Origin of the sequence: Weizmannia acidilactici, assembly GCF_008974225.1 — a bacterium.
GTDB classification, from domain to species: Bacteria; Bacillota; Bacilli; order Bacillales; family Bacillaceae_C; genus Weizmannia; species Weizmannia acidilactici.
In genome coordinates, this window is the sequence record NZ_BKZR01000022.1 from 1 (window position 1) to 23,290 (window position 23,290).

At 45.4% G+C, this 23,290-nt stretch carries 20 protein-coding genes, 3 pseudogenes and 1 riboswitch; of the genes and pseudogenes, 16 read left to right on the top strand and 7 right to left on the bottom strand.

Translation table 11 applies throughout. From position 1 onward, the window contains the following. Window positions 1–305: 305 nt before the first annotated feature. The 4 genes from GBH70_RS09415 (at window position 306) to GBH70_RS09425 (ending at window position 1,992) form a co-directional block, all read left to right on the top strand. On the top strand, window positions 306–752 hold the full coding sequence (locus tag GBH70_RS09415; RefSeq protein WP_151680803.1) for a GNAT family N-acetyltransferase: 447 nt from the start codon (window positions 306–308) through the stop codon (window positions 750–752). 72 nt (window positions 753–824) lie between these two features. Further along, window positions 825–1,388, top strand: coding sequence for an FAD-dependent oxidoreductase (locus tag GBH70_RS09420; RefSeq protein WP_151680804.1), 564 nt, complete (start codon window positions 825–827; stop codon window positions 1,386–1,388). A 219-nt stretch (window positions 1,389–1,607) separates the two neighbouring features. Further along, window positions 1,608–1,784, top strand: coding sequence for a hypothetical protein (locus GBH70_RS18000; RefSeq protein WP_503827274.1), 177 nt, complete (start codon window positions 1,608–1,610; stop codon window positions 1,782–1,784). 22 nt (window positions 1,785–1,806) lie between these two features. Continuing rightward, the gene (locus tag GBH70_RS09425; protein WP_151680805.1) at window positions 1,807–1,992 is read left to right on the top strand and encodes a type Z 30S ribosomal protein S14; all 186 of its coding nucleotides are present in this window, start codon (window positions 1,807–1,809) and stop codon (window positions 1,990–1,992) included. A gap of 227 nt (window positions 1,993–2,219) precedes the next feature. Here GBH70_RS09425 and GBH70_RS09430 read toward each other — a convergent pair. Continuing rightward, window positions 2,220–2,336 (bottom strand): annotated as a pseudogene (locus GBH70_RS09430) (zinc-binding dehydrogenase); the annotation flags it as partial. 509 nt (window positions 2,337–2,845) lie between these two features. On the opposite strand from GBH70_RS09430, the pseudogene GBH70_RS09440 reads away from it, so the two are divergent. The 3 genes and pseudogenes from GBH70_RS09440 to GBH70_RS09450 form a co-directional block, all read left to right on the top strand. Next, a pseudogene (locus GBH70_RS09440) lies at window positions 2,846–3,222 on the top strand (AMP-binding enzyme); the annotation flags it as partial. A 104-nt stretch (window positions 3,223–3,326) separates the two neighbouring features. Beyond that, window positions 3,327–5,513, top strand: a complete 2,187-nt coding sequence (locus GBH70_RS09445; RefSeq protein WP_151680807.1) for an ATP-dependent helicase — start codon at window positions 3,327–3,329, stop codon at window positions 5,511–5,513. Between the two features lie 358 nt (window positions 5,514–5,871). Continuing rightward, complete coding sequence (locus tag GBH70_RS09450) at window positions 5,872–7,023, top strand: glycerate kinase (protein ID WP_151680808.1); 1,152 nt, start codon at window positions 5,872–5,874, stop codon at window positions 7,021–7,023. 413 nt (window positions 7,024–7,436) lie between these two features. On the opposite strand, the gene GBH70_RS09455 is transcribed toward GBH70_RS09450, so the two are convergent. From GBH70_RS09455 to nfsA, 4 genes are all read right to left on the bottom strand, one after another. Further along, the gene (locus GBH70_RS09455; RefSeq protein ID WP_253693687.1) at window positions 7,437–8,321 is read right to left on the bottom strand and encodes a sulfite exporter TauE/SafE family protein; all 885 of its coding nucleotides are present in this window, start codon (window positions 8,319–8,321) and stop codon (window positions 7,437–7,439) included. Between the two features lie 210 nt (window positions 8,322–8,531). Continuing rightward, a riboswitch (SAM riboswitch) is annotated at window positions 8,532–8,640 on the bottom strand. A gap of 159 nt (window positions 8,641–8,799) precedes the next feature. Beyond that, window positions 8,800–9,318, bottom strand: coding sequence for a ribonuclease H-like YkuK family protein (locus tag GBH70_RS09460; protein ID WP_151680810.1), 519 nt, complete (start codon window positions 9,316–9,318; stop codon window positions 8,800–8,802). 67 nt (window positions 9,319–9,385) lie between these two features. Then, window positions 9,386–10,723: an amino acid permease gene (locus GBH70_RS09465; RefSeq protein ID WP_151680811.1), complete on the bottom strand. Its 1,338-nt coding sequence runs from the start codon at window positions 10,721–10,723 to the stop codon at window positions 9,386–9,388. A 154-nt stretch (window positions 10,724–10,877) separates the two neighbouring features. After that, window positions 10,878–11,624: an oxygen-insensitive NADPH nitroreductase gene (nfsA, locus tag GBH70_RS09470; protein ID WP_151680812.1), complete on the bottom strand. Its 747-nt coding sequence runs from the start codon at window positions 11,622–11,624 to the stop codon at window positions 10,878–10,880. Between the two features lie 234 nt (window positions 11,625–11,858). Between nfsA and dhaK the strand changes: the two genes are divergently transcribed. From dhaK to dhaM, 3 genes are read left to right on the top strand one after another with little or no spacing between them, the layout of a single operon-like run. Then, window positions 11,859–12,851, top strand: coding sequence for a dihydroxyacetone kinase subunit DhaK (gene dhaK / locus GBH70_RS09475; RefSeq protein WP_151680813.1), 993 nt, complete (start codon window positions 11,859–11,861; stop codon window positions 12,849–12,851). Window positions 12,852–12,864: 13 nt separating this feature from the next. Further along, on the top strand, window positions 12,865–13,455 hold the full coding sequence (gene dhaL / locus GBH70_RS09480) for a dihydroxyacetone kinase subunit DhaL (protein ID WP_151680814.1): 591 nt from the start codon (window positions 12,865–12,867) through the stop codon (window positions 13,453–13,455). Next, window positions 13,448–13,825 (top strand): dihydroxyacetone kinase phosphoryl donor subunit DhaM, encoded by a 378-nt coding sequence (gene dhaM / locus GBH70_RS09485; RefSeq protein ID WP_151680815.1) that lies wholly within the window; start codon window positions 13,448–13,450, stop codon window positions 13,823–13,825. The genes dhaL and dhaM overlap by 8 nt, the downstream gene beginning before the upstream one ends. Before the next feature lie 31 nt (window positions 13,826–13,856). Here dhaM and GBH70_RS17190 read toward each other — a convergent pair whose 3' ends face one another. Together GBH70_RS17190 and GBH70_RS17195 are read right to left on the bottom strand one after the other, a co-directional pair. Beyond that, window positions 13,857–15,569: a sigma-54 interaction domain-containing protein gene (locus GBH70_RS17190; RefSeq protein ID WP_253693693.1), complete on the bottom strand. Its 1,713-nt coding sequence runs from the start codon at window positions 15,567–15,569 to the stop codon at window positions 13,857–13,859. Window positions 15,570–15,680: 111 nt separating this feature from the next. After that, window positions 15,681–16,760, bottom strand: a pseudogene (locus GBH70_RS17195) (transporter substrate-binding protein); the annotation flags it as partial. A gap of 188 nt (window positions 16,761–16,948) precedes the next feature. Here GBH70_RS17195 and GBH70_RS09495 point away from each other — a divergent pair. From GBH70_RS09495 to ureC, 6 genes are all read left to right on the top strand, one after another. Then, the gene (locus GBH70_RS09495) at window positions 16,949–17,932 is read left to right on the top strand and encodes an aliphatic amidase (RefSeq protein ID WP_151680816.1); all 984 of its coding nucleotides are present in this window, start codon (window positions 16,949–16,951) and stop codon (window positions 17,930–17,932) included. A 47-nt stretch (window positions 17,933–17,979) separates the two neighbouring features. Further along, on the top strand, window positions 17,980–19,722 hold the full coding sequence (locus GBH70_RS09500; RefSeq protein ID WP_151680817.1) for a purine-cytosine permease family protein: 1,743 nt from the start codon (window positions 17,980–17,982) through the stop codon (window positions 19,720–19,722). 49 nt (window positions 19,723–19,771) lie between these two features. Then, entirely contained in the window at window positions 19,772–20,770 is a 999-nt protein-coding gene (locus GBH70_RS09505) for a formamidase (protein ID WP_151680818.1), read from the top strand. A gap of 164 nt (window positions 20,771–20,934) precedes the next feature. Then, entirely contained in the window at window positions 20,935–21,237 is a 303-nt protein-coding gene (locus tag GBH70_RS09510; RefSeq protein WP_151680819.1) for an urease subunit gamma, read from the top strand. Between the two features lie 15 nt (window positions 21,238–21,252). Then, window positions 21,253–21,576: an urease subunit beta gene (locus GBH70_RS09515; RefSeq protein ID WP_151680820.1), complete on the top strand. Its 324-nt coding sequence runs from the start codon at window positions 21,253–21,255 to the stop codon at window positions 21,574–21,576. Then, window positions 21,573–23,282, top strand: a complete 1,710-nt coding sequence (gene ureC, locus GBH70_RS09520; RefSeq protein WP_151680821.1) for an urease subunit alpha — start codon at window positions 21,573–21,575, stop codon at window positions 23,280–23,282. The genes GBH70_RS09515 and ureC overlap by 4 nt, the downstream gene beginning before the upstream one ends. Window positions 23,283–23,290 lie beyond the last annotated feature (8 nt).

A 23,290-nucleotide genomic window follows, 5' to 3' on the forward strand; every position in this document is an offset into this window, starting at 1 on the left:
TACGGAACCGTACGTACGGTGGTGTGAGAGGACGGGGGCTAGTCACCTCCTCCTACTCGATTTCCTGCTATTTATGAAATCGGCGGAACGGATTAAACTTTCAGCGGAGCGGGTTAAAAAGATGGCGAATGGAATCATACCCATGATGAAACAGGGGCCTACTTTCCGGGTAATCAGCGGGAAATGTATAAAATCAGCAATACACTCATTCAACTCAAGTATCATTTCTTGTCGGTTAAATTGTGAATTGCATCCAGAAAATTGGTATGATGTTTTATATCAAACTTTCAAGGGGGCAGAACCAATTGGAATACCGCAAAGCAAATCTGAATGATATCGAGAAACTAATCGAATTAAGAAAGCAGCAGCTGGTTGATGAAGGAATCGAGCCGAATATAGATATCGATGCTGAGCTGCGCGTTTTCTTTCAAAATAAATTGGGCGAAGGATCACTCATTCAGTGGCTCGCAGAAGATCAAGGGGAAATTGTGGCAAGCGGTGCTGTCATTTTCTATGAATTCCCCCCAAGTTATACAAATAAAAGCGGCAAAAAGGCTTATATAACCAATATGTTTACGAATGAAAACCACCGCGGGCAAGGTATCGCAACGAAATTGCTCGGAAAATTAGTGGAGGAGGAAAAATCTGCTGGTATTTCAATAATATGGCTTGGAGCTTCTAAAATGGGCAGGCCTGTATATGAAAAATTCGGATTCAAAGAAGTAGATGAATGGATGGAACTGCATTTGTAATCCCCTATGTTTAAATTTTTGAAGTTTCACAGGAATCGGTCTATACTTGAAAAGGTAAGGGAGGAATACAATATGTACGAAATAGCGATTATCGGAGCCGGACCGGCCGGTGCAAGTGCAGCGATTTTTACGGCAAAAGCGGGGAAAAGCACGGTTTTATTTGACGCCGGCACAAGTGCCACAAAGCGGGCGCTGCTGAAAAACCATTACGGCGTCAAGGAAATCACCGGCCCTGAACTGGTGGAAACCGGAAAAAAACAAGCGGAACAATTCGGAGCAAAACTTGTTGATGAAAAAGTTACCTCGGTCGAAAAAACGGAAAACGGTTTTACGATCCAAACAGAACAAGGTTCATACGAAAGCAAATATGTAATCTTTGCAACCGGTTTAATTGCTGATCTGGGGGAAAAACTCGGCGTTGAAACGAAACCGGCGACAGAACCGCGGGTGAAAACGGTATTTGCTGTCGACGAGCAGGGAAAAACGAACGTTCCGAACGTATGGGCATGTGGCACTGTTGCAGGCGTCTCCATGCATACGATTATCACGGCAGGGGACGGCGCAAAAGTGGCCATCAACCTGATCAGCGAAATAAACGGCAAACGCTTGGTTGACCATGATGTTTTAGGAAATTAATTGATAAAGACCGGGCTGAAACATTTCGCCCGGTTTAAATTTGCCTTCATTTATAACCGGTTATGTGCTGGCAATTTAAGGCCCGTGCTGCAGCTATTGCCATTATAAAAAGCCTTGCTCTTGCCCATCTTAATTTTTAATTTTGGCCTTTCATTGGGATACACGATCACGATGACAAGGAGGTTTTTTCATGCAAACCAATTTTAATGCAGCCATCAGTTGAACCAATGCCGCCAAATTGCGCAAACGCTCATTCGACAAACGAAACAGGGCAATGCACAATACGAGCAAATGATGCAGAAGGAGCAGCAGAATGCCGGAATGTTGCAGCATTCCTTATTTGGCAGGCAATACCTATTTATTTTCTATAAAATTTATTGTAAAATAATCTGTTAGCAATTGAAAGGAGGAGAATGCGTTGGCGAAGAAATCAATGATTGCCAAACAAAGACGCACACCGAAATATAAAGTTCGGGCTTATACACGCTGTGAACGCTGCGGACGGCCGCATTCGGTTATTCGCAAATTCAAACTTTGCCGTATTTGCTTCCGGGAACTTGCTTATAAAGGCCAAATTCCTGGCGTGAAAAAATCCAGCTGGTAAGCCCTCCTGCCCTCATTATGGGGGTATATATATCTTTCATTCTTCATTATTACTCCGGAAATTCCTCACTTATTCGCAAATTCTTTAAGCCGTTTTAATAGAAATTTAACAAACCGGTTGTACCATAAAATCAGTGGGGATGGCATAAGTGGCCATCATCGGTATTCCGCGTAGGCGGAGCGGATACCATTGATTTCCAGTACAGCCGGCATGTTTACTTGGAAATTCTACAATTTCGAAACATCCAGCACAATTTTTCCTGTGCTCTTTCTGCTTTCCATCCATTCATGGGTTTTCGCGGCTTCTTCGAGCGGATAGTGCCTGCTGATCTTCATATGAAGGCGCCTTTCAGCTAAATATTATAGCACATGCGCTGCGGTGTCCGGCAGCAGTTCCGGCCGGTTTTTGGCTGTTGTCCCGATGCTGAAACCGGGGACGGACCGGTATGAACCGTGTAAATCGGATGACTGGAAGCGGCCCGGTCTTCCGCCGGCATACCCGAATACAACAAGGCGGCCCGTAAATGTAAGGCATTCGCGGCTTTTTCCGACATTTCTGCAGCGATGAAATCCAAAATGACATCTGCGCCTTTGCCGTTTGTCCGTTCATTGACAATTTTTGCAATGTCTTACATACGGTAATTGACGGCAGAATCTGTCCCTGCTTCCAATGCAGCCTCTTTCTTTTCGTCGCTTCAGACCGTTCCGATCACCTGTCCCACGCCTAAAATTTTTGCAAATTGGATTGTGGTAGTTCTGATTCCTCCGGCAGTAGCATGGTATTATGGGTATCATGATTCACACCCCGGTTTTTACCCCCAACTAATTGTAATCGGATACAATAACTTTTTGGCGGCAAACGTTTTTTCCGGACAGGGGATATTGTCAAAATGGATGAAGAAGGCTGCTTTTTCATCGTAGACCGCCTAAAGCAGATGATCAATGAAAGTATGGCCGGCAGAAGTGGAGTCGATATTGTACAAACATCCTGCTATCAAGCAGGCGTATGTCGTCGGTGTCCCGGATCCGAAACGGGGTGAAACGGTCAAGGCTTTTGTCATCCTGAAAGCAGGGTACAAAGGCAAAGTGGCTGAAAAAGAAATCATCAAATGGTCCAAAGGGGAAATGGCTGCTTATAAATACCCGAGAATTGTAGAATTCATCGGACAGTTCCTGATGACGAGCAGCGGAAAAATTATGGCAGGTGCTGCAGGAGCAAGCAAAAGCGGGGGTAAAAATACAGGGGGACAGGGGAAACGGCGTTCTGTTCCCTTTTTTACGTTCTTTCAGCTATGGTAAGATAGAAGCAAAGCATGTTGGAACGGGGCCATTGCAATGAATACGAAACAAGATTTTTTTACCCGCAAAAAAGAAGAGCTCGCTGTTGTGTTGAATGATGTGCAGCTTGCGGCTGTACGCCATACGGAGGGCCCGCTGCTGTTGCTTGCCTCTCCGGGTTCGGGAAAAACGACGACAGTCATTATGCGGATCGCTTATTTAATAGAAGAAAAAGGCGTGGCGCCTTCACGGATCAAAGCAATCACGTTCAGCCGTGCCGCTGCCAATGATATGAAGGACCGGTTCCGGAAGTTTTTTCCTTATCTTCAGCCGGTTGATTTCTCCACGATCCACAGCCTTGCCTTCGAACTTGTCCGCGCATATTTCAGGAAGGTGAATATGCCTTTTCGGCTCATTGAAGGCGATGCGGACATGCAGTTCCATAAGAAAACGATTTTGCGGAATTTGTACAAATCCACAAGCGGCGTGAATATCACCGAAGACCAGCTGGAAGAATTGATGACGTACATCAGCTACATTAAAAATAAAATGGTTCCCTCGGAAAAATGGGCGTCTGTTGCAACTGAAGTACCTGGAGCCGAACGGATTTTAATGCAGTACGAAGCGTTTAAGCGGACCGGCACCGGGCAGCTGCTTCTTGATTTTGACGATATGCTCACGAAGGCAAACGAGATTTTGCAAAAAGATGCGGATCTCCGCCGCATGTACCAAGAACGCTATGATTATGTGCTGACGGACGAAAGCCAGGATACTTCAATGGTGCAGCACGTAATCGTTGAAAAGCTTGTCCAGGTGCACCAAAACTTGTGCGTCGTGGCCGATGACGACCAGTCGATCTACAGCTGGCGTGGCGCCGAGTCGGCTTATTTGCTGAACTTTAAAAAGGTGTATCCGGATGCCAAGATATTATATATGGAGCAAAACTACCGCTCGTCACAGGAGATCGTCACGGCAGCCAACCAGTTTATCAAGCGCAACAAACATCGCTATGATAAAAACATGTTTACCGAAAACCCTGCCGCCGGGCCGATCCGGTTTGTCCGGCTGCCGGATTACAAATACCAGGCAAAGTATTTGGCGCAAAACATCGGGCTGCTGGAGAACTTTTTCGAAACGGCGGTTTTATACCGGAACAACACATCATCGATTGCCTTGATTAACGAGTTTGACCGGGCCGGAATCCCTTTTTACATGAAAGATGCCGATAACCGGTTTTTCTCCCACTGGGTTGTGCAGGATATTTTAAATATGATGCGCCTCACGTTCACGGACAAACGGGCAGACATTCTCGAACAGGTCCATTCGAAACTGAACGGCTACATCACAAAGCAGCAGTTGGAAGCGGTGAAAAGAATCCGCAACAACAAATCTGTTTTTGATAATTTAATTCAATATGCGCCGCTCAAAGCGTATCAGAAGAAACAAATTTTGGAAGTCAAAGAGACGCTCCGGCAGATGAACGGCATGCCGCCGCTTGATGCGATCAAAGTGATCCGGGGCAGGCTCGGATATGAAAAGGCGTTGGAAAATTTATGTAAGAAGTTTGGTTTCAGGAAAGATTACTTGATCGGCATTTTAAACACGCTCGAAGAAATCGCCGATACGCTTTCGACGATGGAGGAATTTGCCGCCCGCCTCAAGCATTTGGAACAGGTTTTAAAAATGGCTAAATTGAAAAAGGGGAAAAATGCCGTCACGCTCTCGACATTTCACAACTCAAAAGGCCTTGAATTTGAAAACGTGTATATGATTGATCTTGTAGAGGGGATCATCCCGGGTTCTGATGAGAAAGAGGACGAGCTTTTAATGGAAGAATCCGTCCGTCTTTTTTATGTTGCCATGACGCGCGCGAAAAAATCACTGGAAATGGTCAGTTATGAAAAGCGAAACGGGAATCAGATGATGGATTCGCGCTTCGTGTCGGCGATAAAAAAGATTGTGAGCGGCCGGAAAAAAACGACGAGAACCGGCAGCGTGGAGCGCAAGGTAAAAATGGTCGGGCTCGGCAAAGACACGGCCGAAATTCCTTACAATCCGAATGCGATCAAAGATGTATCGGCGTTTACGGTTGGCAAAAAAGTTAAGCACCGCGTCTTCGGCCACGGCGAAATACTCAGCGTGGATGGCGATACTTTGGAAATCCGGTTTGAAAAAAGAGTCGTAAAGCTATCCGCGGTGACATGTTTGAAGATGGGGCTGTTGGAGGAGGTTGATAAACTTTAACTAGGCGCCGGGACGCGAAAAAGTGGGAAAGGGAATTACGCTGAATACGGCGGAACTGAAGGTACTGCGGGATTTGCTGAATAAGATGAATTTGTAATTAATTTAAAGGTTGTTCCTAAAAGGGACGGCCTTTTTTCTATTCATGATGGGGTATTGGTATTTGCTTCATTTTGGAATAGAAATCAGCGGAAATCGGCGATATATCAGCGAAAAAGAGAAATATACCCGTGGACGGGGTTTTACATCCATATGGGAGTATGATCGATCGGTACCGCGAAATCAGCCCCTCTATTGCGTCAATTTCTACAGGCCGGCATGATATAATAAAAATCAGTTAACAGTGCAAGAGGTGAAACCCGTGTCCAAATCAAAAATTGTGATTGCTGCGGACTCCTTTAAAGGCAGCGCATCCTCTATGGAAGTGGAAAATTTTATCGAAAAAGGGATTAGAAGAGTGGCCGTGAATGTTGAGATTGTCAAAATTCCCATTGCCGATGGCGGGGAGGGGACCGTTGACAGCCTGGTGTCCGCCTGCAAAGGGAAATACGTATACGAAAAAGTAACCGGGCCGCTTGGAAACAAGGTAAAAGCAAAATATGGGATGCTCTATGGCAATACCGCGATTATCGAAATGGCGGAAGCTTCCGGATTACAGTATGTCGACAAAACAACGATGAATCCATTTAAAACGACCACTTACGGAACAGGAGAATTGATCCGGTCGGCGCTCGGCCGTGGCGCAAAGACAATTTATGTGGGGCTCGGCGGCAGTGCGACCAATGACGGCGGGGCCGGTATGGCGGAGGCGCTCGGCGTATCATTCAAAGACAAGAAAGGCCGCGAAATCCGGCTCGGAGCTGAAGGAGTTAACGAAATCGAGACAATTGATGTTTCTCATTTGGATCCGCGTTTTGCGGATGTTGAAATCATCGGGCTCACGGATGTCACCAATCCGCTTTGCGGCAAAAATGGCGCTTCTTTTATTTACGGGCCGCAAAAAGGTGCGAAGGCAGAAGATTTGCCAATGTTGGACGGTATTCTTTTCCGCTATGCCGAAAAAATAAAAGAACAGCTGGGCATGGACGTTGCCGATGCAAAGGGGGCCGGCGCGGCGGGCGGTCTCGGTGCCGGCTTGCTCGCTTTTTGCGGGGCGAAACTGGAACGCGGCATTGCAAAAGTGCTTGAATTGGTGAATCTGGAACAGCATGTAAAAGATGCTGATCTTGTCATAACGGGAGAGGGAAAAATAGATAACCAGTCGGTGAACGGAAAAGCGCCAATCGGAGTCGCGCAGCTTGCCAAAAAATACGGTATACCGGTCATTGCTGTTGCAGGCAGCGCCGACGATGATCTGCAGGCGGTTTACGAACACGGTATAGATCTGGTCATTGATGCTGTGCCAAAACCGGTAGCATTGAACGAAGCAATTGCAAATGCTGAAAAACTGATTACGAACGCCGGAGAAACGGCGTACCGGGCGTTTTGTTTGGCAAAACGTGCAGAAAAATAGTCCATGCCTGCTTCGACTTGCAGCCGTTCCGAAAAGAAGCAATGCCGTTTTTGAACTAAAAAAGCCATCAGGATATTATGCTGATGATGGCAAAGGATCAAAATGGGGACCGTAAAGCACATTTTACTTTTTGTGGGATATCTTTCGGGCAGGATCGTATCCCATCGATTTTTTAAATGCGGCAACGGCTTCCTCCATCTCCGGTGGTTTATTTTTAGTGGAAATCAAGCGTGCGGCCTGTCCCCCGCTTCCTCAAGTCATGGTTTGCCATTTTTTCAAGTGCTTTAATCGGTACCTTTTCGATCGTACAATCCTCTCCATCAAATTAAGTTTCTTTATTGTGGGGAATTCTTTTTGAATTGAAAATAAGAAAAATCGGACAAATTTTTGCAACCTGTCCGATTCTATCCGCTCTATTCTGCAACTTCTACACCAGGCACGGCCCGTTTATGTTTTCTTGCTGTATAGAAAATCAGGATTCCCCAAATCACAACAATTGCCGTATAGATGATGGTGTACCAGCTGCTGTCCGCATTGGCCAGTTTCAACAAAGTTTGGACATTACTGAACACAATCATGCCGCTTACAATCACGGCAAGCAAATGAGCCGGCATGATTTTGACAAGATAAGCTGCGATCGGCGCTGCGATCAGCCCACCCAACATCAGGGCAATCGTCCAGAGCCAGTTGATCTGCATGGCACCGAGGGATAAAAGAAAGCCGATGCTGGAAGCAAGAGAAACGGCAAATTCACTTGTATCCACCGAACCGATAACTTTCCGGGGTTCAATGTCATTCCTTGACAGCAATGCCGGCGTTGCAATCGGCCCCCATCCGCCGCCTCCGGTTGCATCGAAAAACCCTGCAACAAAACCAAGCGGAATAAAAAATGCATTGGATCGCGATTTCTTTCTGATTTTCAGAGTTCCGTGCGCATTGATTAAAAACCGGACGAGAATATAGATGCCCAGTGCAATAAGGAAAATGGAGATATAAGGTTTTAACGTACTTGCCGGAAGATGGCTGAGTACAGTCGCCCCAAGAAAAGCACCAACAGCCCCCGGAACAACCAATTTCCATATAATACCTTTATCGACATTTCCAAACTTCATATGGGAGACGCCGGATGCCGCCGTTGTAAAAACCTCCGCCAAATGTACGGAAGCCGACGCAACAGCCGGCGCAATCCCGAATGCCAGCAGCAGTGATGTCGAAGTGACCCCATAACCCATCCCGAGGGATCCGTCCACCAGCTGTGCGGCAAGACCTACAAGTGCTAAAACAATTAACTTTTGCATTGTCAATTTCCCCGCTTTCTTGACCGTATAATATTTGGTAATTCTGCCTGTTTAATAATTTCCAGCGTCAGCCTTTCGATAAAATCAGCCCCTTTCGATCAAGTGAAGTATTGCGCATAGGAGGGGCGGAAATTGGAAGAAAGAAAATTTGTACGCCAATTTACAAAAAAATCTTTCCGCCATTACGGAAAGACAGCGTTTTATGTATTTCGCTTATCTTCCAAAATGGTCCCCATTTTGCTGGACTTGGCACCTTACCGTGTGCTGGCAGGTTGTCGGACTTCATTGGGCCAGGTCCCTCCGTCACTCTTGATAAGTCTGTTGTTATGTCAATTTTATCAGAAAGTTGGTAAAAGTCAATGGAATTATTGTAAGTTTTTTTATCGGATTTATATGAAAGGTGAAGTTTGCTTACTTTTCCCCTATATAAGAACAGAAAAAAGCCCCATAAGATTGCAATCTATCTTATGGGGAAAGTTTATTTTGTATACCGGTTCGCATAGCACGAGGCCACAAATGCATCCGGCTTGATTTTCGGCTCCACGCCCATGGATTCCATGCGCGCGACCATTTCATTTACGAAATTGCTCGTTTTGTTCCGCCTGCCTGCGCCGATATCGATATGGCCTTCCATTGTAAAAGAGGCGCCTTCGTACAAATAAGGCAGAATAATATCGATCAGTTCGTTCTTTTTTTCTTCCGTAAACAGAGCGACAATTTCCTCGGTTAAAGATAATTCCAGCGAAATCCGTTCGTGCAAATGGTCCATTCTTCTCGGTACAACCGTTTTCCGGATGCAGGCCCATACACCGTGCCGTTCCTGCTGAATGACAATGCCGGTAATGAATAATGTGTACGTTCTGTGCACTTGTGAATCCGTCCCGACCATTAGGCGGTAATTGCCTTTCGGGTCGAGTTTCATAAAAGCGGCAATATGGAAAAATACTTCTTCGAATGACATATTTTTTTCCTGGAGGTTTTGAAACGACAACTTCATCTCTGCACCACCCATGGCCTTTTCCTTTATTATATGAAAGGCTTTTGTGATGTTGCAGCAAAAAGCTTTATTCAGCCGTTTCTTTTACCCGGAGAGACAAGGCAATCAGCACGGCTAAAATGATCAGGCATACGGTTGTTCCGATTTTACTGCTTCCGCCCAATAAAAATGCCAGAAAAATCCCCGCCAATGCCAAAAACGCAATCCAAGTTACAAACGGATATCCTTTTACGTGGAATGCCGGCCGCTTTTTATATGATTTCCGGAGTTTTAGCTGCGCCCCGCAAATAGCCATCCAGACAAGCAGCACGGTAAAGCCCGGGATCGCCATCAGATAGCTGATTACTTGGTCTGGTGTGAGATATGCCAAAACAATGCCGGCCAGGATAAACAGGGCGGTCAACAAAATACCGCTGTGCGGGATGCCTTTTTTGGAAATTTTTAGAAAAGCCCGCGGCGCTTCGCCGGACTGCGCCATGTTAAACAATGTCCTTGATGTGGCATAGATGCCGGAATTGGCTGCAGAAAGAACGGCAGTCAGCAGCACAAAATTCATAACATGTGCGGCAGCCGGAATGCCGGTGCTGCTAAAAACCTGTACAAATGGGCTTTCTGCGGATGAAACCTGATTCCACGGGATAATGCCGCAAATGATCAAAATCGGCAAAATGTAAAACAGCATCACACGCACCACGGTTTGCTTAATCACCTGCGGCAGCACTTTTTCACTGTTTTTTGTTTCCGAAACGGTCACGCCGATCAGTTCAGCCCCGCCGTAGGAAAACATGACGACAAGAAAGGCGCTGAACGTCCCGCCAAAGCCGTGCGGGAAAAAACCGCCGTGCGCGGTATAGTTGGACAAAGTGGAAGATGTCCCGGGGAATAAACCGAATAAAATAAGCCCGCCGAGCAAAATAAACGCGATCAGCGTAATGATTTTAATGCCGGCAATCCAAAATTCAAACTCGCCGTAATATTTGACTTCGATTAGATTGATCCCGATAATGAACGCGGCGCAAATAAAACTGAGCTGCCAAAGCGGCACGCCCGGGAACCAGTATTTCAAAAAACTGCCGGCCGCAATCAGTTCAACCACCGTGACAATAACCCAGTTAATCCAGTAAAGCCAGCCGATAATAAAGGAAATCCGGCTGCCGAACGCTTTATGGATCAGGTTTTGAACGTTCAGGCCCGGGTACACAAGCGCCATTTCCCCCAGCGCCAACATCACGATAAACAGAAGCACACCCCCGATGAAGTAGGCGAGGGCGACACTCGGACCTGCCAGGCTGACTGTATCCGAACTTCCTTTAAAAATGCCTGTCCCAATCATTCCGGCCAATGCGATAAATTGGACATGCCTTGGTGACAGGCCTTTTTGCAAATGCTGTTGATTTTTTTCCATATCTATCAATCTCACTTTTCACTTTTTTCATTGAACGCTTTTAAGTGTTAAAGCATCGTATTCTATTTTAACAGAAAAAAAGTAATTTTAATATACTCTTCATATGGTAAAAAAACCTGCGCATTCCCCTTTGCGCAGGTGGCAGGTGCGATGCTTATTTTTTGTCAAACCCCTGGCTTTGTACATAATTTTTCATATAAGCGCGGGCCGGTTCTTTGAAGAACTGCGCCATTTGGCCTGTCCAAGTGTCGCTCCGTTTGCCGTTTGTACGCTCGGTGTAATATTGCGAGATTGTTTCGTTATATTGCTGCAGCTGTTTTTTCAGCAAATTTTCGTCGTTTGGGTATTCTTCTTCAAAATAAATGTTTTCAACCGGCATGCGCGGTTTTTTCCCGGATGGGTTGGCCGGATAGCCGATTGTCATCGCAAATAACGGAAGAACATATTTTGGGATACGGAGCAGCTCCGAAACTTCCGGCAAGCGGTTGCGTAACCCCCCGACATAGCAGATGCCAAGCCCCATTGATTCTGCAGCGAGCGCGGCATTTTGCGCGGCCAATGCGGTGTCGATGAGCCCGACCATAAACTTCTCCGTTGTTTGTAGCGCCTCCGATACATCTACACCTTCCATTTCGGCAGATAGCTCGTGTTTATGGAAATCAGCACAGAAAATGAGAAGATGCCCGCATGTTTCCACATGCCGGTTCCCGGTCAATTCAGCAAGTTTTTTCTTCCGCTCCGGATCTTTTATGCCGAGGATCGTATAGGCTTGGACAAAATGCGATGTCGCCGCCGCCTGCGCGCTCTGGACGATCAGGCGGATTTGATCATCCGAAAGCGGCCGGTCTTCATATTGGCGGATTGAACGGTGGTTGAGGATCGTTTCAATGACTGAATTCATATTCGAACACTCCTGTCTAGAATGGGCTTAAATTTTACTATAGCACAGGAAAAAACTTCCCGCATGAAAGGTGCTTATGTCCATTTATAGGATGGTCATGCTGCGCCAAAAATAAAATAATTTTCTTTCGGTTTGAAAGCGTTATAATAAAAGAAAAGGTTTCAAGAAATGCAGCTTCGGGCAAAGTAGAAATGGAGCCTGCCCGCAGTGCATAGCGATATGGAGGGACGCGCCATGAAAAAAATCTTGAATGATCCGAAAAATGTGGTGGACGAAATGCTCAACGGCTTTGTGTATGCCAATGAAGGGAAAGTGGAACGGATTGAAGGGACGGGTGTGATTTACCGCACTTTCCAGGATGAAGGAAAAGTAGGGCTGGTCAGCGGCGGCGGAAGCGGGCATGAACCGAGCCATGCCGGTTTTGTCGGGGAAGGGATGTTGTCTGCGGCCGTCTGCGGTGAAGTGTTTACCTCGCCGACGCCGGATCAGATTTTAGAGGCGATCAAAAAAGCCGACCAGGGCGCCGGTGTGTTTTTGATTGTGAAAAATTATACTGGGGATGTGATGAATTTTGACATGGCGCAGGAATTGGCCGACATGGAGGACATCAAAGTAGAGAAAGTCATTGTCGACGATGACATCGCCGTTGAAGACAGCACGTACACGGCAGGGAGGCGCGGCGTTGCCGGCACTGTCCTTGTCCATAAAATTTTGGGTGCGGCCGCGGCGGAAGGCAAAACGCTTGAAGAAATCAAAGCATTGGCTGACCGGTTAGTGCCGAATATCAAAACGATCGGTGTTGCGGTTTCGCCGGCAACCGTTCCGGAAGTCGGAAAACCTGGCTTCCAGCTGGAAGAAGATGAAATGGAGTACGGCATCGGGATTCACGGGGAACCGGGTTACCGGCGCGAAAAAATCAAAACGTCGAAAGAAATTGCGGAGGAGCTTGTTGCCCAGCTGAAAAAAGCGTTCAACTGGAAGCGAGGGGACCGGTATGCGGTGCTCGTCAACGGGCTCGGCGCCACCCCGCTGATGGAGCAATATATTTTTACGAATGATGTCCATGCGCTTCTCGACCGGGAAGGACTTGCCGTTGATTTTAAAAAGGTCGGCAATTTGATGACATCAATTGATATGGCCGGAATTTCCCTCACACTTTTAAAGTTGGAAGATGAGGGTTGGCTTGCATTTTTAAAACAGCCGGTTTCAGTCCCAGCATGGGCATAAAGGAGGCGGCAGCATGTTAACAGCGGAAACAGCAGCAGCCTGGCTGCATGCATTTGCGGAAAAAATTAATGAAAATAAAGCTTATTTGAGCGAATTGGACAGCGCGATCGGGGACGGCGACCACGGCTCAAACTTGGCGCGCGGCGTGCAGGCGATGGAGGAGAAACTGCAGGCCGGCGGATTGGAAACCGTGCAGGATGTGTTGAAAACGGCCGCGATGGCGCTCATCGGCAAGGTCGGAGGCGCATCCGGCCCGCTGTACGGCTCCGCGCTGATTGCCATGGCAAAACAGGCCGGGGAGGATGAAAAAGATGTGGCCTCCATCGTGAAAGCCGGCCTTGATGGGATCCAAAAGCGCGGGAAAGCGGAAAAAGGCGAAAAAACAATGGTCGATGTCTGGGTTCCAGTATGTGAAGCGCTCAAATCCGGTGCCTTAACAAAAGAGGTGATCCAAAACGCAGTGGACGGGACGAAAGAAATGAAAGCGACAAAAGGGCGTGCGTCGTATCTCGGGGAACGTTCAGTCGGGCACCTTGACCCGGGTGCGGTGTCAAGCGGGTACTTGTTTGAAGCACTTTTGGAAGGCGGGATTTTGGATGAGTAAAAAAGCGGTCGGCATTTTGATTGTTTCCCATATTCCTGAAATAGCGGAAGGCGTGGCAGAACTGCTAAAGGAAGCCGCCAAAGACGTTTCCATTACATACGCGGGCGGAACGGACGACGGCGGCGTTGGCACAAGCTTTGAAAAAATCAATACGGCTATTGCCAAAAACGAAGCCGATGATGTTTTTGCCTTCTACGATCTCGGGAGTGCAAAAATGAATTTGGAAATGGCGATGGAAATGTCTGATAAATATATCCGACTGATGGACACTGCCCTCGTCGAAAGCGCATATACCGCCGCAGCCCTCATCCAGGCCGATGCGGAACTCGACAACATCCTCAAGCAGCTTGAACAGTTAAAGGTGAAATAATAACACCCCCGGTCCGGTGCGTGCCGGGGGATTAACGTTTCAAGCTGATCCCGTATAGGCGCAGCTTTTTATAAACAGTGGTTCTTGATATGCCTAAGATTCTAGATACTTTGCTTACGTTAAATCCGTTATTTTCCAACAATACTAAAAGCTGTTTTTTTTCCGGATATTCTTCCGTTTTTTCACTTTCAATGTTCCCAACCTGCTGTATGATTTCATTTCTGCTTCGTAAATATGGGTCTAAAAATTCAGGCCCAATAAGATGGTTAAATCCTGATAAATAATAGCACCGCTCGATGATGTTTTCCATTTCTCTAATATTGCCGGGCCATTCATATTGTTTAAAAATATGAATGGTATCGGTTGTGAATGCTTTATGGGTATGATTTTTCCGATTAAGCTGCATTAAAAAATACTGCGCTAATTCAGGAATATCGTTCGGTCTTTTTCTTAAAGGCGGGAGTTCAATCTGAAACACATTAAGGCGGTAATACAAGTCGCTCCTGAAAGATCCGTTATAGGCAATTTCGTCCCGGAGGTTTTTATTTGTCGCGGCGATAATTCTTACATCGACCGGGATAGGCTTGTGGTCACCGATTCTTGTAATCTCTCTTTCCTGGAGGACTCTCAGCAGCGTAACCTGCAAATCAAGCGGCATTTCTCCAATTTCATCGAGAAAAACTGTTCCTCCATTTGCCTCTTCAAATAATCCTTTTTTTCCTCCTTTTTTTGAACCGGTAAAAGCCCCTTCTGTATAACCGAAAAGTTCGGAGTGAATCAATTCTTTTGGAATGGCGCCGCAATTGATGGCAATGAATGGCTGATTTTTCCGCAAACTTTCATTATGGATAGCATTGGCAAATAACTCTTTCCCTGTTCCGCTTTCTCCGATAATCAAAACGTTTGCGTCTGTTTTAGCGGCAGTTTCCGCAATATGTACGGCTTCGAGAAAAGAGGGGTCTGCCCCAATAATGTGCTGGAAGGAGGATTTGGTGGCCGGCTGGCTATTTTCAGTTTCTTTATGTCCTTCTTTTACAAAAATAAAGTAAAAATCTTCCCAGCGTTTCATGCGGATTTCATATGCTTCATCGCCAATTCGCTTGCGCAAATGCTTCTCTGCTGCAGAACGATTGCTTAATTCTGCCAAATCCGAAGATAGGGCATCAATTAATAGAGGCTGGCTGTTGACGAAGTGTTCCGCCAGATTGTTGGCAAATACAATACTATTCCGGTATAAAATAATCAATCCTTCAAGCTGGTTGAGGTTCGTTCCATTTACGATATGTTCAAGCAGCATGGCTTTTTTTCTTTCGGTTATCAGCTTGGAAAAAATATCTGCATACAATCCGATATGTTTGATGGCTTGCCCCAGTTCTTCCTCCCCGCCGTCATTTGTGATTATACCGAGGACACCGGCTGTTTCATGAAATATTTTTATTGGAATGCCTATCGTCGTTAGGTTTTTTAACAAGGGATGCTGATGGTGGCAGCCCGTTACAATGCTGCATGCTTCCCGTTTTATGGCTCTGCCGAATCCGTTTTCTCCGATATCTTCAAGTTTCCATTTTGAACCTATTGGGAAATCAATGTTTGTATAGTTAGAAAACTTTTCAATTAAATAACCATCCTGATTGATGAGAAGAAAATCATAAGGAAATTTTTGCGCAATGTCTTCAAAAAAATAAAAGTGCTCCGACCATTTCTCTTGCTCGAGATGTAACTGTCCCTGTTTTAAAAACATCATATCAGGCTGGATCGTGTTTGGATTTTTAAATAATGGATTTGGGTGGGTATTTAATAAAAAAGGTGCCGGTTCAATTGGTATATCAGATTGCCATACAATATCAAAACCGCCGCTTTTATTCACTTTTCCGATTCTGGAAAACTGCCATAAATGGTGGTTGTTTTCATCAAATCGTATATCTCCTTGGGGTGCTTCAAAAGAAGACCGTGCCAATGCCTTTCTTAATGAATCGGTTGAAAGTGAATCTGTATGATGTAGAGCATCATCAAGAAGGTAAATGCTGTTATAGGCATTTTCCATCACTGAACTGATGACATTTTAATGATAAACCGCTTGAAAATGCTTAACGAATGCTTCATTCTTTTTCGTTTGGACGGAGCTGAAATAAGGAAAAGATGAGTACAGATTAAGATGATAATTTGGACCCAGTGCATGTATTTCAGTTTCAGCCGTAATCGGGCTGCAAATTGGATGTGTAAACCCGGAATCATAATATTGCTTATAAAAGGCAACGACACTATCACCAACCAATGTGGAAAATATAATATCAGGCTCGATACGTTCAATTTCATGCAATGCCGCTTCAAAATATTGGTTGCCAAGCGGATGGTAAGATTCCCCTATGATTTCCCCATGATATTCACTTACTAGCCTTTTAATATGTTTATTTGTTTCCCTCGGAAAAATATAGTCAGAACTGATTAGATAAAATGTTCTCCCAAGTTGTGTAATGATCCATGGCACAAAGAACTGGAGCTGCTGATTTGGCAGCGCACCAGTGTAAAATACCCACCGGTTTTCTTCGCTTCCTTCATATAAAGTGGGATAAATTAAAAGAATATCTTCGTCCTCCAGCACCGGAAGCAGGGCTTTTCTGCATGCTGAAGTATACGTTCCGACTAATATATCGACTTTATCTTCTTTTATGAGCTTTCTCGCCCTTTCAACTGTTATTAAAGGATCAGAAACAATATCCCCAAAAAAAGAGATAACGGGACGTCCATTTATTCCCCCTTTTTCATTTATTTCGTTTATCGCAAGAGACGCAGCCTGATACTGCCCGGTTTCCGTAACTGCTGTAGGTCCGGTCAATGAAAATAAAAGCCCGATGCGTATACTTTCATTTCCCATATTATGACACCTTTCATTACAAATTAAGGAGTATATATTCATTATAGACAAAAAATACATATTATCAAGAATTTTTACAAAAAAATGAACAAGATGTTCATCAACATTAACAATTATTTGTACATATTGTTAACACGTTATGTTAGAAAAAATAACAAAATATTAAAAAACTGTTTCTCATACTGTTTAAAAAATTGGCACACTTCTTGCATTTATATAAAGTGTAAAAAATGATAGGAGGTATTCACATGCCAGTAGGAACGATTTCTTCTTCTCAAGATACTGTAGGAATTGCTGTTGTCAATTATCAGGTGCCGGTTTTGGAAAGTCAAGAAGAGGTGTTGGAAAATTGCCGGAACATTGCATCCATTGTAGAAGGAACAAAAATGGGTTATCCCGGATTAGACATCATTGTGTTCCCTGAATATTCCACCCAAGGGTTCCATCCGACGAAATGGAATGAACTGTGTACGACGATACCTGGGCCGGAAACGGATATTTTTGCGGAAGCATGCAGGAAAAATAAAGTATGGGGCGTGTTTTCAATCACGGGAGAAATCAACCCGAAAGGCAATCCATATAACTGTTTTGTATTGATTGATGATCAAGGAGAAATTAGGATGAATTACCATAAAATTAACCCTTGGGTGCCGAAAGAACCTTGGTATCCGGGTTCGGAAACGATGGTCGTGGAAGGTCCGAAGGGATTGAAAATCGGAGCTAATATTTGCTATGACTCCAATATGCCTGAGATTGTCCGGGATACAGTCATGAAAGGCGCAGAACTGGTGATCCGCATACAAGGTTATATGTATCCGTCAAAAGAACAACAAATTAAACTGGCAAGCATCCGTGCCTGGGAAAATTTAACTTATTTTGCGGTTGCCAATATGGCCGGTCGGGATAAAGTATATTCTTACTTTGGACACTCCAATATTGTAAATTTTGATGGCGCAATATTGGCTGAATGCGGGAGTTCTCCGGATGAGGTTACATATGCGGAACTATCTATTTCCGCAATCCGGAATGCACGAAAAAATTGGACGGCTGAAAATCATCTGTTCAATTTGACGCATCGTGGATATTCAGCCGTTGAGAATGGCGTTGCAGATTGCCCTTATTCTTTTTACAAAACATGGACAGAGGATCCGAAAAAGGCAAAGGAAATTTGTGAAAATCTGACTAGAACGACGCCGGAACAAGTGGAGGAACGTGAAAAAGAAACGGTATAAAGTGATTCATCTGCTTTACGCACCAAAAATTACAAGGGGGAATTGAAATGGAACATGACAGCACATATTCCATTCCAACAACAGCTCCAAAATCGAAAGCAAAGCCAAAAAGGAAATTCAATTCCTGGGTCAATAACCCTGTCTTGGAAGATTATGCATTGCGGTATGCACCAAAATCTTTCCGAAAATGGTCTGAATTTTCAGTATCAAGTTCGGCTCTCGGAGGCATCGCGTTTTTAGCTGACTTTGCAATCGGCGCTTCAATCTCCGTCTCTTATGGCTTTACGAATGCGTTCTGGGGAATTGTTGCTGCGGCAGTTATCATTTTTTTAACAGGCATTCCAATTGGCTATTATTCAGCGAAATATAATGTTGACATGGATTTGTTGACAAGGGGTGCCGGATTCGGGTATCTGGGGTCAACATTAACCTCATTAGTTTACGCAACTTTTACGTTTATTTACTTTTCCACAGAAGGGGCCATTATGGCGCAGGCTTTGGAGGTGTATTTCCATCTCCCGTTAGCGATTGGATATTTAATCAGCACCATAATTGTCATTCCGCTCGTTTTATTCGGTATGACGGCCTTATCAAAATTGCAAGTATGGACGCAGCCGATATGGCTTGTTTTGATGATAGCGCCAATCTTTGCGATTCTAGCAAAAGATCCGCAGACGTTTAGCGCATGGTTGCATTTTGGAGGTAACTCACCGAGCGGAACAGCGTTTAATCCGCTGTTTTTTGCAATGGCATCAGGTGTTGTATTATCGTTGATCACTCAAATCGGGGAACAAGCAGACTATTTGCGCTTTATGCCGGATCAAACGGCCAAAAATCGCAAAAAATGGCTGTGGGCCGTCATCTTATCGGGTCCTGGTTGGATCATTCTTGGAGCGTTCAAGCAATTGAGCGGTTCATTTCTTGCTTCCTATATTGCCCCCAGTGTCGGGCTTGAGAAAGCAAATGAACCAATTCAAATGTTCGTAAAAGCATTTGGCGAATTTATTCCGAGCACATTTGTTGTTCTGACCATAGCTACCTTTTTTGTATTGCTGTCCCAAATCAAAATTAACGTTACAAATGCTTATTCCGGTTCTTTATCATGGTCAAACTTCTTTTCGCGGATTTTGCACTTCCATCCGGGCCGCGTCGTATGGCTAATGTTGCAGGTTGCCATTGCGATTACTTTGATGGAAGCCGGGCTGTTCAATTTCCTCAATACTGTATTAGGCTTTTATTCGAATGTGGCTGTTGCCTGGATTGGTGCCATTGTCGCCGATTTGGTCATAAACAAGAAATTGTTGAAAATCAGCCCGCCTTATATTGAGTTTAAAAGGGCCCATTTATATAACTTTAATCCCGTTGGCTTCGGTTCTATGATCATTGCTTCGGTTGTTTCGATATTGGCTTACTTTGGCGTATTCGGTGCAGTGCTGCAGGCATTTTCGCCTTTCCTATCTCTTGTACTTGCGTTTATCCTCGCTCCAATCATTGCGATTGCGACAAAAGGAAAATACTATATTGCGCGGAAAAACCCGTTGATGCAAACCGAACTGGAGATGGCTGCCAGCTTAATGTTGGAAGATAAAATAGAAGCACTTACTGAAAGCCGCCATGAACATCACCATTACCATGTTAACGGCAATAGTGAAGTGACCTGTTTGGTGTGCGGATTTGACTATGAACCAATGGACAGCACATACTGCCCGTTCCATCAGGGAATGATTTGTTCTCTTTGCTGCAGCTTGGAAAAAGACTGCCATGATATGTGCAAAAAAACAAAATTGTGATTCTGTTTATCTATCAAAAATATTTTTCATGTAAGAGGAGGAATTGTACATGGGAAGCATTGGCAGTATGACAAAACCGACAGAAGGGTTTTTGGCGGCATTGATTCAGTATCCTGTGCCGGTAGTAGATTCACGAAGCGATATTGATAAGCAAATCCAGCAAATTGTAAAAATGATCCATTCTACAAAAGCTGGCTATCCTGGAGTGGAGTTAATTGTATTCCCTGAATACAGTACGCAAGGGTTAAATACGAAGAAATGGACAACGGATGAATTTCTTTGCTCAGTACCCGGTCCGGAAACGGATATTTTCGGGGAAGCTTGCAGGGAAGCGGGTGTCTATGGTGTGTTTTCGCTTATGGAAAAAGATCCGGGTGGGGATGCGCCTTTTAATACGGCGGTGATTATTGACCCGAAAGGTGAAATTATTTTGAAATACAGAAAGCTGAACCCGTGGGTACCGATTGAACCGTGGCAGGCAGGTAATCTTGGAATGCCAGTATGTGACGGACCGGGTGGAAGCAAACTTGCAGTGTGCATTTGCCATGACGGCATGTTTCCGGAAATCGCAAGGGAAGCTGCTTACAAAGGTGCAAATGTGCTCATCCGGATTTCGGGTTACAGCACGCAAGTAAACGACCAGTGGATTTTAACGAACCGGTCTAATGCTTGGCATAATTTGATGTACACTTTGTCTGTCAATCTTGCAGGTTATGACGGCACTTTCTATTATTTTGGCGAGGGCCAGGTATGTAATTTTGATGGAACAACATTGGTACAGGGCCACCGTAATCCATATGAAATTGTTACTGCTGAAATTTATCCAAAATTAGCAGATCAGGCAAGATTGGATTGGGGGCTTGAAAATAATATTTATAACCTTGGAACGAGAGGTTATGTGGCTACGCCGGGCGGGGTGAAAGAAAATCCGTATACTTATATAAGGGATCTGGCCGAGAACCGGTATAAACTTCCTTGGGAAGATGACATCAAAATCAAAGACGGTTCTATATATGGCTATCCGGCTAAAAATCCTGTAAAAAGTTAACGACAAAGTACGCAAGGGAAAACCTTGCGTACTTTTGTCTGTAATTCTGAAAATTTAATGTTGAAGAAAATATATTAATATTGTATGATTATGTTAATAAATATAACATAAGTTGAAAGAAAACCTTACATATTCAATTTTGCTTGTTCATAGGAGGAGATATTTTGAAACTAACCCCCAGAGAAACTGAAAAGCTCCTGATTGTGGTGGCGGCGGACCTTGCCAGAAGGCGGCAGAAACGCGGCTTGAAGTTGAACTATCCGGAAGCTGTCGCGATTATTACATATGAAGTGCTGGAAGGGGCAAGGGACGGCAAAACAGTGGCGGAGCTGATGCAGTACGGTGCCACGATTTTAAAAAGAGAAGATGTTATGGAAGGTGTGCCGGAAATGATTCCCGATATTCAAGTGGAAGCGACATTTCCGGACGGCACAAAACTGGTGACAGTCCACAATCCGATCCGGTAAAGGAGGCAGGGGGATTTGATTCCTGGCGAGTACATATTAAAAAATGAACCGATTGTGTGCAATGCAGGCAGGAAAACGGTAAGGCTTTCGGTTATGAACCGCGGCGACAGGCCGGTGCAGGTCGGTTCGCATTTTCATTTTTTTGAAGTTAATCAAGCCCTTGAAATGGACCGCTCCAAGGCGTATGGGATGCACCTGAATATTCCGGCGGGAACGGCTGTCCGGTTTGAACCGGGGGATGAAAAAGAGGTTGAACTGGTGGCGTTTGCCGGGAAAAGGGAAGTTTATGGCTTAAACAATAAAACAAACGGTCCGCTTAAAAAGGAGGGGAAAACATGAGTTTTTACATGCCGCGCAGGCAATATGTGGATATCTTTGGCCCGACAACCGGTGATGCGGTCAGGCTGGCAGATACAGAGCTTTTTATCGAGATCGAAAAAGATTATACCGTTTACGGTGATGAAGTGAAATTCGGCGGTGGCAAGGTGATCCGCGACGGGATGGGACAGCATCCGCATGCCGCAAGCGATGAATGCCCGGATCTTGTCCTGACGAATGCGATTATCCTCGATTATACAGGCGTTTATAAAGCGGATATCGGCATTAAAGACGGGATCATATCCGCAATCGGCAAAGCTGGCAACCCGCTTTTAATGGACGGGGTGGATATCACAATCGGCGCATCGACGGAGGTCATTGCGGCGGAAGGGATGATTGTGACAGCCGGTGGAATTGATGCGCATATTCATTTTATCAGTCCACAACAAATTGAAACGGCGCTTGCTTCTGGGATTACGACCATGATCGGGGGCGGGACGGGGCCGGCAACCGGGACGAATGCCACAACTTGTACGCCGGGGTCCTGGAATATCCACCGCATGCTCGAGTCTGCCGAAGCTTTTCCGATGAATCTCGGCTTTCTCGGCAAAGGCAACTGTTCTGCCGAAGCGCCTTTAAATGAACAAATTGAAGCAGGGGCGATCGGTTTGAAACTGCATGAAGACTGGGGGTCAACGGCTTCTGCGATTGATACTTGCCTGAAAGTTGCCGACTCTTATGATGTTCAGGTTGCCATTCATACGGATACGCTGAATGAAGGTGGTTTTGTTGAGGATACGTTAGCGGCGATCGGGGGTCGTGTCATCCATACATACCATACGGAAGGCGCGGGCGGCGGGCATGCGCCGGATATCATCAGGGCGGCAAGTTACCCGAATATTTTGCCGTCCTCGACCAACCCGACCCGACCTTTTACCGTCAATACGCTGGAAGAACATTTGGATATGCTGATGGTCTGCCACCATCTGGATGCCAATATTCCGGAAGATATCGCTTTTGCCGACTCCCGGATCCGCAAAGAAACGATTGCGGCGGAAGATATTCTTCATGATATGGGCGTTTTCAGCATGATTTCTTCCGATTCACAGGCAATGGGCCGGGTCGGAGAAGTGATCATGCGCACATGGCAGACAGCCGACAAAATGAAAAAACAGCGCGGCAAGCTTCCGGAAGATAAAGGTGTCGGGGATAATTTCCGGGTGAAACGTTATGTCGCCAAATACACGATCAACCCGGCAATTGTCCACGGAATTTCCGAATATGTCGGTTCCATTGAAGTCGGTAAGTTTGCCGATCTGGTTGTGTGGCATCCTGCGTTTTTCGGCGTCAAGCCGGAACTCATTTTAAAAGGCGGTATGATTACCTATAGTACAATGGGTGATCCGAATGCCAGCATCCCGACGCCGCAGCCGGTCTTGTACCGGAATATGTTCGGCGCTTTTGGAAAAGCGAAGCATGAAACATGCCTTACGTTTGTATCAAAGGCTGCTTATGAAAAAGGCATCCACCGTGAACTTGGGCTGAAGAAGCTGGTAAAACCGGTCCAAAACATCCGCAAACTGTCGAAAAAAGATCTGCCATTTAATGACAAGACGCCGAAAATTGAAGTGGACTCACAAACGTATGAAGTCAAAGTGGACGGGGAACTGGTGACGTGCGAGCCGACTGAATCAGTCCCGATGGCGCAGCGCTATTTTTTATTTTGAGGTGAGAG